The organism is Paenibacillus sp. GQ49 (genome assembly GCF_059759055.1).
Genome location: NZ_JCAXEL010000023.1, coordinates 99844 through 112168, shown reverse-complemented (window position 1 = coordinate 112168; position 12325 = coordinate 99844). Strand labels below are relative to the sequence as shown.

Annotated in this window: 11 protein-coding genes; 7 read left to right on the top strand and 4 right to left on the bottom strand. The window is 42.3% G+C overall.

Going from position 1 to position 12325, the window contains the following annotated elements:
* Window positions 1-292 precede the first annotated feature (292 nt).
* Window positions 293-772 carry a 23S rRNA (pseudouridine(1915)-N(3))-methyltransferase RlmH gene (gene rlmH, locus AC6CIF_RS27535; protein WP_017691463.1) on the top strand — a complete coding sequence of 160 codons (480 nt, stop codon included), beginning with the start codon at window positions 293-295 and terminating at the stop codon, window positions 770-772.
* 44 nt (window positions 773-816) lie between these two features.
* Here the strand turns inward: rlmH and AC6CIF_RS27530 are convergent, their stop codons facing one another.
* Complete coding sequence (locus AC6CIF_RS27530; RefSeq protein ID WP_498202312.1) at window positions 817-1728, bottom strand: helix-turn-helix transcriptional regulator; 912 nt, start codon at window positions 1726-1728, stop codon at window positions 817-819.
* Window positions 1729-1827: 99 nt separating this feature from the next.
* Here AC6CIF_RS27530 and AC6CIF_RS27525 point away from each other — a divergent pair, with 99 nt between their 5' ends.
* The 3 genes from AC6CIF_RS27525 to AC6CIF_RS27515 all read left to right on the top strand — a co-directional run bounded on the left by AC6CIF_RS27525 (window position 1828) and on the right by AC6CIF_RS27515 (window position 4472).
* Window positions 1828-2769 carry an alpha/beta fold hydrolase gene (locus tag AC6CIF_RS27525; RefSeq protein ID WP_498202311.1) on the top strand — a complete coding sequence of 314 codons (942 nt, stop codon included), beginning with the start codon at window positions 1828-1830 and terminating at the stop codon, window positions 2767-2769.
* Window positions 2745-3347 carry a YdeI/OmpD-associated family protein gene (locus AC6CIF_RS27520; RefSeq protein ID WP_498202310.1) on the top strand — a complete coding sequence of 201 codons (603 nt, stop codon included), beginning with the start codon at window positions 2745-2747 and terminating at the stop codon, window positions 3345-3347. The genes AC6CIF_RS27525 and AC6CIF_RS27520 overlap by 25 nt, the downstream gene beginning before the upstream one ends.
* 714 nt (window positions 3348-4061) lie before the next feature.
* Window positions 4062-4472, top strand: coding sequence for an aminoglycoside phosphotransferase/kinase family protein (locus tag AC6CIF_RS27515; RefSeq protein WP_498202314.1), 411 nt, complete (start codon window positions 4062-4064; stop codon window positions 4470-4472).
* Between the two features lie 90 nt (window positions 4473-4562).
* Here the strand turns inward: AC6CIF_RS27515 and AC6CIF_RS27510 are convergent, their stop codons facing one another.
* On the bottom strand, window positions 4563-6587 hold the full coding sequence (locus AC6CIF_RS27510; protein ID WP_498202309.1) for a right-handed parallel beta-helix repeat-containing protein: 2025 nt from the start codon (window positions 6585-6587) through the stop codon (window positions 4563-4565).
* A gap of 275 nt (window positions 6588-6862) precedes the next feature.
* Between AC6CIF_RS27510 and AC6CIF_RS27505 the strand changes: the two genes are divergently transcribed.
* Entirely contained in the window at window positions 6863-7948 is a 1086-nt protein-coding gene (locus AC6CIF_RS27505) for a 5-methyltetrahydropteroyltriglutamate--homocysteine S-methyltransferase (protein ID WP_498202308.1), read from the top strand.
* 28 nt (window positions 7949-7976) lie between these two features.
* A complete protein-coding gene (locus AC6CIF_RS27500) occupies window positions 7977-9467 on the top strand; it encodes an aldehyde dehydrogenase family protein (RefSeq protein WP_498202307.1) in 1491 nt (496 codons plus the stop codon).
* Between the two features lie 219 nt (window positions 9468-9686).
* Here the strand turns inward: AC6CIF_RS27500 and AC6CIF_RS27495 are convergent, their stop codons facing one another.
* Together AC6CIF_RS27495 and AC6CIF_RS27490 are read right to left on the bottom strand one after the other, a co-directional pair.
* A complete protein-coding gene (locus tag AC6CIF_RS27495; RefSeq protein ID WP_076216666.1) occupies window positions 9687-10139 on the bottom strand; it encodes a HEAT repeat domain-containing protein in 453 nt (150 codons plus the stop codon).
* A gap of 111 nt (window positions 10140-10250) precedes the next feature.
* Window positions 10251-11204 carry a YndJ family transporter gene (locus AC6CIF_RS27490; RefSeq protein ID WP_256704363.1) on the bottom strand — a complete coding sequence of 318 codons (954 nt, stop codon included), beginning with the start codon at window positions 11202-11204 and terminating at the stop codon, window positions 10251-10253.
* A gap of 182 nt (window positions 11205-11386) precedes the next feature.
* Between AC6CIF_RS27490 and AC6CIF_RS27485 the strand changes: the two genes are divergently transcribed.
* Window positions 11387-12055: a DNA alkylation repair protein gene (locus AC6CIF_RS27485; protein WP_076216668.1), complete on the top strand. Its 669-nt coding sequence runs from the start codon at window positions 11387-11389 to the stop codon at window positions 12053-12055.
* The last annotated feature ends 270 nt before the right edge of the window (window positions 12056-12325 follow it).

Genomic DNA, 12325 nt, shown 5'->3' with positions numbered 1-12325 from the left:
GGAGAAGTCTTATTCGTGGCAAATACCGCCTATTTGAAATCTAACGAATCGTAGACACGTTATATTACTGAAACGGCCTCGAAAGTGGTGGGGAAAGCTCGATTTGACTGGATAGCGTGTTTCAGATTCGTTAGATTTTAAAGGAGCCGAAATAGGGCTCAATAAGGTGAGTGGGATTCGTTAGAATTTGGAGAAATGTGTAGTATAGGTATAATACAGTTGGAACGAACGATGCTATGAAGCATCTTACTTATAGATGATGTCGCAAGACGATATAGAAGGAGTGTTCATTATGTTTATTCAGATTATTGGCGTAGGCAAATTGAAGGAAAAATATTTGACGCTGGGCATTCAGGAATATGCCAAGCGGCTCGCCCCGTACATCAAGTTTCAGATGATCGAGGTCGCAGACGAAAAGGCGCCCGATACCCTGAGCGAAGCTGAGGTTCGGGCGGTAAAAGAGCGCGAGGGCGAACGCATCCTCGCGCATGTGAAGAGCGAGGCGCATGTTGTCGCGCTCGCATTGGATGGCCAGCTCTGGAGTTCTGAGGAGCTGGCATTGGAGATCGACAAGCTCGGCACGTATGGGACGAGCCATGTCGTGTTTGTCATCGGAGGAAGCCACGGGCTCTCCGATGAGGTATTGCGCCGCGCGAAGCAGCGCTTGAGCTTCGGGCGCATGACCCTGCCGCATCAGCTTATGCGGCTGGTGCTGGTGGAGCAGATTTATCGCGCGGTGAAGATAAATCGGGGGGAACCGTACCATAAATAGGGCGAAAAGTTGAGTTGAAGGTTGAAGCTTTAATGCTAAATATATCAGGAATAGTTCTCCATCATTTGATATAAATAATTTCGAAAGTCTTCAACATAGGACTTGGGCTCTACAACTTTTAGATGAGTGCCGAAGCTTGCTAACAATTGAAATCCCATATGATTTTGTGGGACATAAATAGTTGCTAATAAAGATCCACCATTATGGTCTTCAATACTTCTTCGACCATACCTTTCGATGATTTGATCTTTTATGCTAGGCGATATCCATGCCTTAATCGTGACGAATTGCGGTAGATAACTTGCAACGCGACCTTGCTCTGACCAATCGTCTCTAGGATGAAACGTACGTTCATCCATCGTAATATGATCGATCCGCGATAACTTGAATGTTCGATATCCCTGTCGATATAAACAGAATCCTTTCAAGTACCAACTCGATTCGTTGAAATGCAGCTCATAGGGCTCGACCATTCTATTCGTTACAGCCCCGTCTTTATCTGTATAATCAAACGAAACCAGCCTTTTTTTAGAAATGGATTCTTGACATATCTTTAAGGTTTCAAGAATCTCGGACCGACCTTCCCAAACATAAAACGACAGTTGAATGGAACGATTCAGAGACAATGGACTAACCATTGCCTCTATTTTTTTTATCGTTCTTTCCACTTCCTCAGTAAGGAGGAGTTGTTCCAATCCGCCGAGCGCAGCCAATATATTCTGTAAATCGGAGCTGCTTAGAAGGCGTTTATCGACCTTGTATTCGTCCATTATGCCGTAGCCGCCTTTGACGCCATTGACAGAGTAGATTGGGATGTTCGATAAGCTCAATGTTTCCATATCGCGAAGGATCGTTCTTTTGGAGACATTGAATAGTTGTGAGAATTCCGTTGTAGAAACAATCTCTTTCCTCAGCAATATCATGATAATCGAAATGAGTCTCTCCACTTTGTCCATAATTGCCCTCTTTTTTTACATGATTTTATAAAGGTGACACTAAGGTGTCACCTTTTATCCATTATACTACATGTATCACAAGAAGGAGGTTTTAATTCAATGTTTAATCCAACCGATTTTCCCAAGCCCACCCTTATTTCAGTCAACAGTGTGGAACTCGAAGTGTTTGAAGCAGGCCGAGAAAACGCTGGAAAACCTATTGTACTCTGCCACGGCTGGCCAGAGCATGCCTATTCTTGGCGCCGTCAGATGGACGCACTTGCCGCAGCAGGCTACCATGTCATCGTCCCCAACCAGAGGGGTTACGGCAACTCATCCCGTCCAACCGAAGTAACAGACTATGACATTGAACACTTGTCGGGTGATCTCATCGCGCTTCTCGATCACTATGGATACGAGGATGCTACCTTTGTCGGTCATGACTGGGGTGCATTCGTCGTTTGGGGACTGACCTTGTTGCATCCAAACCGCGTCAATAAAGTGATAAATCTGAGCTTGCCTTATCAAGAGCGCGGAGAAAAACCCTGGATCGAGTTCATGGAAGAAATACTTGGCGGCGATTTCTATTTCGTCCACTTCAATCGACAGCCAGGCGTCGCGGACGCCGTATTCGAAGACAATACATACAGGTTCCTTCGCAACCTGTACCGGAAGAACGAGCCTCTCAGAGCACCTGAGCCAGGTATGGCGTTGATCAATCTCGCCAGAGCAGAAACACCGCTCGGTGAGCCCGTATTGAGCGAAAGCGAGCTGGCCGTTTACGTCTCCGCTTTTGAAACATCAGGGTTCACGGGCAGCATAAATTGGTACAGGAACCTTGACCGCAACTGGCGCTTATTGGCGAAAGTGAACCCAATCATCCAGCAACCGACCCTCATGATCTACGGCGACCGGGATGTGGTTGCGAAGTCTGAAAACCTGACAAAGTTCGTGCCCAATGTGGAAGTGGTTAATCTGGATTGCGGTCATTGGATCCAGGAAGAAAAGCCGGAAGAAACAAACCAAGCGATTTTAAAATGGCTGGAACAATGGGAGATGTAGTTTTTTTCAAAAACCAAGAAGAGTTTAACGATTGGTTAGAAGAACATCATGCTGAAGCTAGTGAAATTTGGGTGGGCTATTTTGGGATAAGTACAGGGCGTGCAAGCCTTAATTGGTCTGCATCAGTAGATGCCGCTCTTTGTTTTGGGTGGATTGACGGTATACGAAAAACCATTGATAAACAAAGCTATAAGATTCGCTTTACTCCGCGCAAAGTAAATAGTGTATGGAGTGCTGTGAACGTAAAGAAGGTAAAAGCACTAATACAGCTTGGAAAGATGAGACCAGAAGGAATGCACGTCTTTAACAACAGAACCGATGCACAAGGCTATTCCTCTGAACAAAGAAACGTGGAACTTGCCAAAGAATATGAAGAACAAATCAAGGCAAATCAAACAGCCTGGTTATTCTTCACTAATTTATCACCATCCTATAAAAGAGATTCTATCTGGTGGGTAATGAGCGCCAAGAAAGAAGAAACACGATTAAGAAGGCTTGGAATGTTGATCGCTTCATCTGAAGAAGGGCTAAAAGTTCAACATTGCAAAAAAAATATATTACAGAATAAGGGAATATAAATAACAAAAGAATCGTTAAAAGGGATTTTTGGTACTACATAAATCTGAATCTATTGTTTCCCTGATCTTTAGGAGAGAGGAGCTACTGTATTTCTCAATCAATTAGGGCGAAGGTCTTTCCTACGAAAGTATTGAAGAATCATTTACTCAAGAACATAGATTTATTTGTAAGTCACATCGTGCTTTCCGATGTGACTTTTTGTGTAAAAGTTGATTCTAATCAAATTCTGCATATATCTCATTTGGTACCTCTTGTTACCATAGAAGTAAAGGGGAGAAATTATATGGATAAAAAGATTAAACTACTATTCACAAAAGATATATTGAAAGAGTCCGCACAATGTTTTGGAATACGTGAGAACTCCATTGTCGAATTAAATGGGTTTCAAAATTTCGTTTATTCCGGCGTCGTTGGAAATAGAGAAGTCATTTTAAGAACGGGTCCTTTATCGTGACAGCTTTTGAGAAAACACCAGGCAGAAATGCAGTAATCGCCGAAGAGAGCAATACGTTTTATGAAAATATTGGACAAATGGTCGGGAAAATACATAAGTTATCGCTTAATTACTCGACCCAAAACCCACGCCATGAATGGAGTGGTAATACTCTATTAGAATCTTTTAAGAAGTATTGTCCGTTAGAATTACACAGTAACTATGATCGTTTAATTAATGAAATTAGTGCCCTGCCCAAGGAAAAAATACATACGGTCTTATTCATGGGGATATCAGCCCTGGCAATTATCTTAATGATGGGGACAAAGCCTTTATTATTGACTATGATGAGGTGGAATATAGCTGGTTTGTTTCTGATATTGCCACACCATTGTTTTATGAAATCCCAATTCCTTGGGTTGTGTCTGGAGATGTGAGGAAGGAGATTGCAAAACGGTACTATTACAACTTCTTAAATGGCTATTGCAAGGAATACACTGTAAGCCAAAGCCAGTTAAACAAAGTTCCACTATTTATAAATTTAAGGCAAGCTAGAGTTTTAGCTGCGCTCTATAGAAGCAGAGACTTTAACGCTCCTGATTGGACTGAATGGTATGAGCAAGCCCGACGCTTCTACTATGAAAATTTATTAAATAACACTCCTTATATTGATATGGACTTTTTGAGTTAACCGGTGAACCCTGTCACAATTAGCGGAGTAGAGGCTTTACACACAAGAAAGATCCAATCATCTGAAATGACTGGACCCTCAATCATAAACTTAAATTTCAAAATCAAGAGTACCATTTCCGCTTAACTCAAAGGGACCAGCTGTGACATCTGCATCGGGTCTCTTTGATCCGAAAAAATCGGAGTCAAAATGATATGGAGTGCTGTCCGGCTCCTCAAACTTCATGTTGGCGTGATAAGTCTTTCCAAGCAGATTCGTGGTAACTAACATTGCAGAGGTTCCCTGAAGCAATTCGGGCTCATTGATCTGAATGTGCACTTTACCTTGCGCAGGATCAATTTCAACGTTTATACCCTTCTGTGCAACTATCTTCGCTTGGGGTTCGTGACGACTTGGAACCGCATCGTTAAGAAATACATTGCCACCCATAGCCACCGGAAGAACGGCATTGCCTATAAAGATATCCTTCGCCGCATCGCCAAGCTCAAGAAGCTCCTCTTTGGTGTATTCCCACCATTTCTTATCTTTCACATCAGGATGTTGATCGTAGCCTCCAAGTCCCACAGCATGCAGATAACATATGGAATTGTCCGGAACACCATCCATGACCGTCTTCCCGTCCTCTCCAACTTCATCCCTTGATTTAAGTGGAAGATGCTCAAAAAAGGTGATGGGCACAGGCTCCTTATTAGGATCATTGTCACCTATAAAGATATTGTTGTAGTACCTGTCATCGCCTCCAGTGATATTGGAGTATCCGGCCATGGCCGTCTCGTGAGGGAAGTGATATGGCGTAATACGAGTAATTTCGGAACGAACGACAAATCGGCCTACAAACAAATTATGAGCAAATGCCCCGCCCTGAGCCATATTTCTGAAATTCATTGGAGAGAGAAATAGATTGTGATCGACCATATACGGACCATGGCAAACCTCAACGAAGAGGTCCTCCGAAAGATTGTCAAAAAATACATTACGGCTGATGCGAGTGCCCTGAGCCTGCCAGTCCAGCCAAAGCGCACGGTAACAGCTATACATTATATTTTCGCTAATTTGAGTATCCAGGGAAGCATGAAGCTTAATTCCCGCAACTTCGGCACCGTGTCTGAGTCGTTTATGGTGAATATTATAAATACGGTTCTGATATATGTGGCTGAAGGCTGCTCCCATATGACCCACAATACCTGCCTGTTCACAATCGTGAATCACATTACCTCGAACTGTGTGACTGCCGACGTTATCCTTATGCCAGCCGGAGCGTAATGCTTGTAAAATAACCTCCTGCTCGCGTTGAGTACCACCTTTACTATGCTTCTCCAAAGACTTGGTGTGCCCTGTGCCGATTTCGGTACCCAGGCTAATACCAACGCATTTGGATTCACTGATGATATTGTTTTCAATAATCCAGCCCTTGCTCCAGTGAGGTCCAATCAAACCTTCCTGGTATTCTGTAGGTGGCGCCCATTGGGGGGAGGCTTGACGAAGAGTGAAACCGCTTACGGTGATGAAGTTAATTCCCGGTTTCTCAGGCCAGAAGCAATAAGGACGTACATTAATTTCTACATTTTCCTTACAAGGATCTTTTCCACCAAAGTTGGCCCAGATTTTTGTTGTTGTAGAATCAACCTCGGCATACCATTTTAACAATGAATCCTTGGGATACTTGGCTTCGGACCAAACTTCAGGGTTGTGAACGCTTTCAATATTATCGCATTCATACAATGATTTGCCATCCAAATAGACATCGCCGAGATGAATTGGGAAGGGCCCGTCAAACAACCAGTCTCCACTGAGCTCTACCTCATAGGGATTGCGAATGGAAAAGAGGGAATTGAGCACTTCTGTGCTCCAGACATGGTTTCCTTCAGAATTCCAGTTGGTAATCTGTTCAGCTCCTGTAATCACGACTTCCCCGTCTCCTGCGGATCGATATACGATTCTATGCTCCGCTGTTCCTCCATTAGCCGGGTTAACCCATTCCCTGTATACTCCCTTATGAACAATAACTGTATCACCGGCCATGGCATGAGCCGCAGCGCGTGATATGGTACGAAGGGGTTGATCCGCTGTTCCTTTTCCTTGATCATTCCCATGTATGGATACATGATATTCCATAACAACTCTCCTTCTATTTTAAAATGTTTGTTGTATCCCGTTATTATACTAGAAAATAATTATAATGGCAGAGATAGGAAGGCGGGTATCAGGCTAAATTGATATTGATATGAGGTAAACCATATCTAGTACCCTATGAGGTTGTGGTTTTTTTTGCTTTTTGAGACTTTAGCTATTGTTAAAAGCTATGACTAGCCATGCTATTTTCATATAACAGGCATTCCTTTTGACCATGCTATACTCATTAGAATAAAAAGTTAGAAGGAGAAATACTTATGATACCATTTCGTAATGATCATGTAGGTAGCTTTCTACGTCCTGCAGATTTAAGTCAGGCACGTGAACAATATAAATCAGGCAACATCACATATGAGGAATTAAGAGCTTTAGAAGATAAAAAGATTATTCGAATTATTGAAAAGCAAAAGGAAAATGGCGTATTGGCAGTTACGGATGGTGAATTCCGCAGAAGCTGGTGGCATTTTGATTTTCTGGGTGGCTTGGATGGCGTAGAGTTGTATGAGCAAATAGACGGACCAAAATTCCATAATATGCAAACGCGCAAGGGTGGAATTCGTGTTGTTGGTAAAGTTGATTTCTCGAGTCACCCCTTTGTTCAGGATTTTGAGTTTTTGAAAAAGCATGCAGGTGACGCTGTGGCGAAACAGACGATTCCAAGTCCTAACATGCTTCTATACCGATTGGAAAATGACGCTAATATCTATACGGACCGAGAGCAATTCCTTCAGGATACGATTGCGGCGTATCAAAAAGCCATTCAAGCCTTCTATGATGCGGGATGTCGATACCTGCAATTAGATGATACAGCTTGGGCAGACCTATTCTCAGAAGCTGGTCACGATAAGCTACGTGCTAAAGGTCTGGAACCGGCGGAAGAGTTGAAAACGATGCAGCGCATGATTAATGAATCCTTGTCTCATAAACCGGCAGATTTAGTGGTGACGATGCATATTTGTCGTGGTAACTATAAATCGAACTATTTCTCAACGGGTGGTTATGATTACGCTTCGGGAGTTATCTTTGGAGGCTTAAACGTAGATGGATTATTTTTAGAATTTGATGATGAGCGTTCAGGTGGTTTCGAGCCATTAAAGTATGTGAATCGAAAAGATTTGAAAATCGTGCTTGGTTTACTCACATCGAAAACAGGCGAGTTAGAGGATAAAGAACACATTAAAGCTCGGATTACAGAGGCTGCAACCTATGTACCACTTGAGCAACTTTGTTTGAGCCCCCAATGTGGCTTTTCTTCTACAGAAGAAGGCAATATTTTAACGGAAGAACAACAATGGCGTAAACTTCGTTACGTTAAGGAAATTGCAGAAGAAGTTTGGAATTAATTCATTTAAATAACGGAGGGGATGTAAAATGACGATACAAGCAGACCAAGAGACAGTTATAGTTGAAGCGTTCATTAATGGTCAGAATGTAAAATCCCTTTCGCAGTTAGCAAAAGAGAACCCGACAAACCCAACTGAGATCGTAGGTTATTTCCCTGTCACTACGAAAGAACAAGCGGTTGAAGCGATTGAAGCAGCGGCAGGGGCTTTTAAAACATGGAAGAAGACCTCCATTGATGAACGCATTATGATGATGCGCAAGGCGATCGAGAAGATTAGAGCAGCTGAGAATGAAATTGTGCATTTGCTGTCTAGAGAGCATGGCAAGCCCCTGTATGATGCACACGGTGAAATTTATGTTTCGTTAATGTGGATGGAGTTTGCTTGTAATGAAGCCAAATCGGCTCTACAGGAAGAGATCAAAGAGCATGAGAATGGTAAAACGATTCTTTCCTATGATCCAATTGGTGTGGTGGCAGCGATTAGTCCATGGAACTATCCCATTGCTTTATCTACGATTAAGATCGCTCCTGCCTTACTTGCGGGCAACACGATTGTGCTTAAACCAAGCCCATTTGCGCCACTGGCGGCAGCGAAGGTGGCAGAGATTATTGCGAGTGAGTTCCCGGCTGGGGTAATCAATGTCGTTCATGGTGATGCAGATGTTGGCGTTGAACTGACTAGTAATCCTCTTGTTACGAAGATCGCTTTTACAGGTGGAACCGCAACAGCTAAGCATATTATTAAAGCGGCTTCGGAAACGATTAAGGATATGACGCTTGAGCTTGGTGGTAATGATGCGGCTATCTTCTTGGAAAGCTTTGATGTTCATGATGAGCGAGCAATGCGCCGGATTGTCATTTCTAATTTCTTGACAACAGGCCAGATCTGTATGATCGCCAAACGTGTGTATGTACACCGTTCTATTTATGATGAGTTTGTGGATAAATATATAGAGGCGGCTAATCGCTGGATTCGAGTTGGTGATCCATTTGATTCAAATACGACAGTAGGTCCGGTTAATAACCTGAAGCAGAAAAATGTCGTGCTTGGTTTGGTTGAAGATGCGCAAAAGCGCGGGGCTAAGGTTATCCCTCTCGGGCAAATTCTTGATCAGAAGCTGTTTGACCAAGGTTACTACCTACAACCTACGCTTGTCTTAGGTTGCGATGTTCATGATCCGATTGTAGTGGAGGAACAGTTTGGCCCTACGGTTCCGATTCTTCCATTTGACGATGAAGAGCAGGTTATTCATCTACACAATGAAAGCATATATGGATTGACGAGTTCTGTGTGGGGGAAAGAAGAGGATGCCATCTCCGTCGCACGTCAACTCGAAGCTGGAACGACAATGATCAATACAGCTGCTGTGCAGGGTCTCGACGTTCGGTTCCCTTTCGGTGGGGTTAAGCAATCCGGTATTGGCCGTGAATACGGCGTGGAAGGTATCCGCACTTATACAGAAAAGCATGTCATCAACGTTCCGAAGACACTGGATCTTCCTTATATACCCGAATAAAAGGTATAGAGGTTGTTCAAAAAGGCTCTAACTTTGCGCTTTGTTTACTGATCTTTAAGAATCAGTAGACAGGGCGTTTTTTTGTCAGATCAGTTTGACCGCAGCAACTTTTTAGAAAAAAATAACTCATATCTGATGGAGATGAGCCTGAAGAAATAAAGAAGCCACTCCATTATTTTGAAGTGGCTTTGTACTCAGTTATTATACGGTGAACGGCGGTTATCTTCTACCTAGTGTCTCCCAAATTCCATGGAGCCAGGAGTCGAATTCAGCATCTTTGTCGCCCTCGTAAGTATCATAAATATCCAGACGTGTCTTTTGCAGTTTTTCCTTGAATTGCTCGAATGTGTGACCTTCAGGAAGGCTTTTTTTAATCCGTAGCAAAATTTTGTTAGTACCTTTAAACAGCTCACCTTTGTTTTTGGCAGGCATTTGTACATCTTCATCCAACTGCTTCAGCTTGTGATATGCGGCTTCACGCACCTGGAACACTTGATCATTTTTCAAAACATGCTGAAGCAACTTAATGGTAGGGGCTGTATTCCAGTTCCCCAATTCGTTCACCGCATTCAGTCTGTCTCTCCAGCTTGACGTCCGGTTAGCCGCTCGTTTGAGCTCTTCAAAGTTCTCCGGTAGTTCGTTAACTGCTCCAATATCATGGTTGTTCGTCAAAATTCAATCTCCTTAATCATCGCCATCTCGGCAGAATGATGAATGTTATTTATGTGATCACTATTATAGCACGAACCTGACTAAACTACTCATATGAAGCCGATTGAACGCCTAAAGATCACATTCACCAAGTTTTTTTTCCTTAATGAAGTCCACCATATACACCCAACCAATCAGTCCACATAAAACAAAACCAAACGCATGCAGAGATCCGTAAATGGGAATAAAATCAAGTATGGTTAAGGAGTACATATTTTTCAGTAACGGATAGAAGATGGAAATGACAACAACCGTGTAAAAGGCTAGACAAGAAAGGCCTAAGAAGAAGGCTGCCTTAATATCCAAAGCATTTTTCCTCAAGTAAGCAAGGAGATAAGCGGTGTAAACCACAATATTGCAGGCGAACAAACCGACACCAATGTATTCAATCGGCTTGGAGAAAATCATACCAATAGCAATCAAGATGGGTCCGATGATATCGATGGCAACAACCCAAGGATACCAGCTTTTCTTCGTCATGATGCGTCCCAGTGCACCAATAAAAATCGGAACGATCGCAGATGAGAAATGAAAGTGGAGCGAGTTTAACGCATGCGTTGAAGGATTAGCTTGGAACAGGTTCAATTGATATTGATATAAGGTAAACCATATGCCCCCGATAAAAAAATAAACGAGCCCCGCACCAATCGCTATTTCCGCTGCTTTTCCTTTAGAGATTACAATAGTGGTTAAGCCATAGATGCCGAGCAGCAGTGTGAACAGTAGCCATCCAAGAGACAGAATCCCTGGGATTTCCGTACTTTCTAACCCCCACATCTTATTACTCATTACCGAGGCCAGGGTCAGAAGCGCAGCGGGAAATTGAAGCCATTTCATAGCAGCATAAATCATTCGTTGATGTTTATTTTTTTCATCATGGTTCAAAAGTAAAATCACAAGAGGTACAATGACAAAAGCCGCAAAAAGTAGAAATTTTTCAACAAGTTCTAATTGGAAGTAATCAAGGTAAAATATCAGAATGGTTATGATTCCACCGGGAAACACGGGTACTAATAATGATTTCATTCGTTGCTTCAAGGAACTATTCATTAGGTTTCCTTTCTAACTACGTTTATCGTAATAACTGCCTGCATCCAGTTGTGTAGCATTCTTTAGTATAGATCGGCAATTCTTCTTTTAGTAGTCTAACACATTTATTTGTAAATATATGAAAATACAGTGCTTTAATAAAGGAGCTGTGGTGTCAAATGAATAAGAATGAAAGTACAGAAATGAAATGCTCTTCAAAAGCAGAAAACATTCTATCACAGATCAATAGTAAAACTAAGCTAGGTGACTTACGAAAAATCGCGAAGGACATCAAAAAAGATCACGAACTTGCTATGGAACTTTGGTCGACCGAAGCGTTTTTGCCCAGACTATTAGCTATTTTAATTATGGATAAAAAACTTCTTTCACAAGAATTGCTCAATAATTTTGATAAGGATATGCAGACTCACACTTTTGATGAGCGAAATAACTTAATGGATTGGTTAATGGCTAATCAGCTCACCAAAGACAAAAAGACCATTGCATTGATGGAGTCATGGGAAAAAAGCCCTTCTGCTCTTCAAAGGCGAGCTTTTTGGTATTATCAAGCGCGATTGAGATGGACTGGACAAACACCGCCTGATAACACCGAAGACTTACTATCTGCAATTGAAGCTAATATTACGCAGGAAGAGCCGGAAGTGCAGTGGGCTATGAATTTCATTGCAGGCTGGATAGGCATTTATGATCAAAAGTATCGTGCACGTTGTATTAAACTTGGTGAGAATACAGGTCTTTATAAAGATGAAATGGTTTCCAAGGGTTGTACTCCTAATTATTTGCCAGAGTTCATTGCAATTGAAGTTAACAAACGAAATAAGAATTAGTTACCGCTGAAATATTCATTAGGGTCTGATGTGAAAAAAAGAATTCGAATCCTCAATATGGAAAAAGGATCTGGAAGTAAGCTTCCAGATCCTTTTTGCTTGGAGGGCAATTGCAAAAGTTTTATGACACTACTAATCACTATAATTTGTGTGAAACCAAGTTTTTAACTCTTCACTCATTATCTCATACTCCTTGTCGGTAGCCTTCGGATCCAATTCGATTCCTCCAGATGGTCCGAAGATAACGATGTCTAGGCTCGTCTCGTCTAG

What these genes read in the sequence shown, in the direction of transcription:
- rlmH (WP_017691463.1), top strand. Translation starts at nt 293, where the DNA reads ATGTTTATTCAGATTATTGGCGTAGGCAAATTGAAGGAAAAATATTTG.
- AC6CIF_RS27530 (WP_498202312.1), bottom strand. Translation starts at nt 1,728, where the DNA reads ATGGACAAAGTGGAGAGACTCATTTCGATTATCATGATATTGCTGAGG.
- AC6CIF_RS27525 (WP_498202311.1), top strand. Translation starts at nt 1,828, where the DNA reads ATGTTTAATCCAACCGATTTTCCCAAGCCCACCCTTATTTCAGTCAAC.
- AC6CIF_RS27520 (WP_498202310.1), top strand. Translation starts at nt 2,745, where the DNA reads ATGGCTGGAACAATGGGAGATGTAGTTTTTTTCAAAAACCAAGAAGAG.
- AC6CIF_RS27510 (WP_498202309.1), bottom strand. Translation starts at nt 6,587, where the DNA reads ATGGAATATCATGTATCCATACATGGGAATGATCAAGGAAAAGGAACA.
- AC6CIF_RS27505 (WP_498202308.1), top strand. Translation starts at nt 6,863, where the DNA reads ATGATACCATTTCGTAATGATCATGTAGGTAGCTTTCTACGTCCTGCA.
- AC6CIF_RS27500 (WP_498202307.1), top strand. Translation starts at nt 7,977, where the DNA reads ATGACGATACAAGCAGACCAAGAGACAGTTATAGTTGAAGCGTTCATT.
- AC6CIF_RS27490 (WP_256704363.1), bottom strand. Translation starts at nt 11,204, where the DNA reads ATGAAATCATTATTAGTACCCGTGTTTCCCGGTGGAATCATAACCATT.
- AC6CIF_RS27485 (WP_076216668.1), top strand. Translation starts at nt 11,387, where the DNA reads ATGAATAAGAATGAAAGTACAGAAATGAAATGCTCTTCAAAAGCAGAA.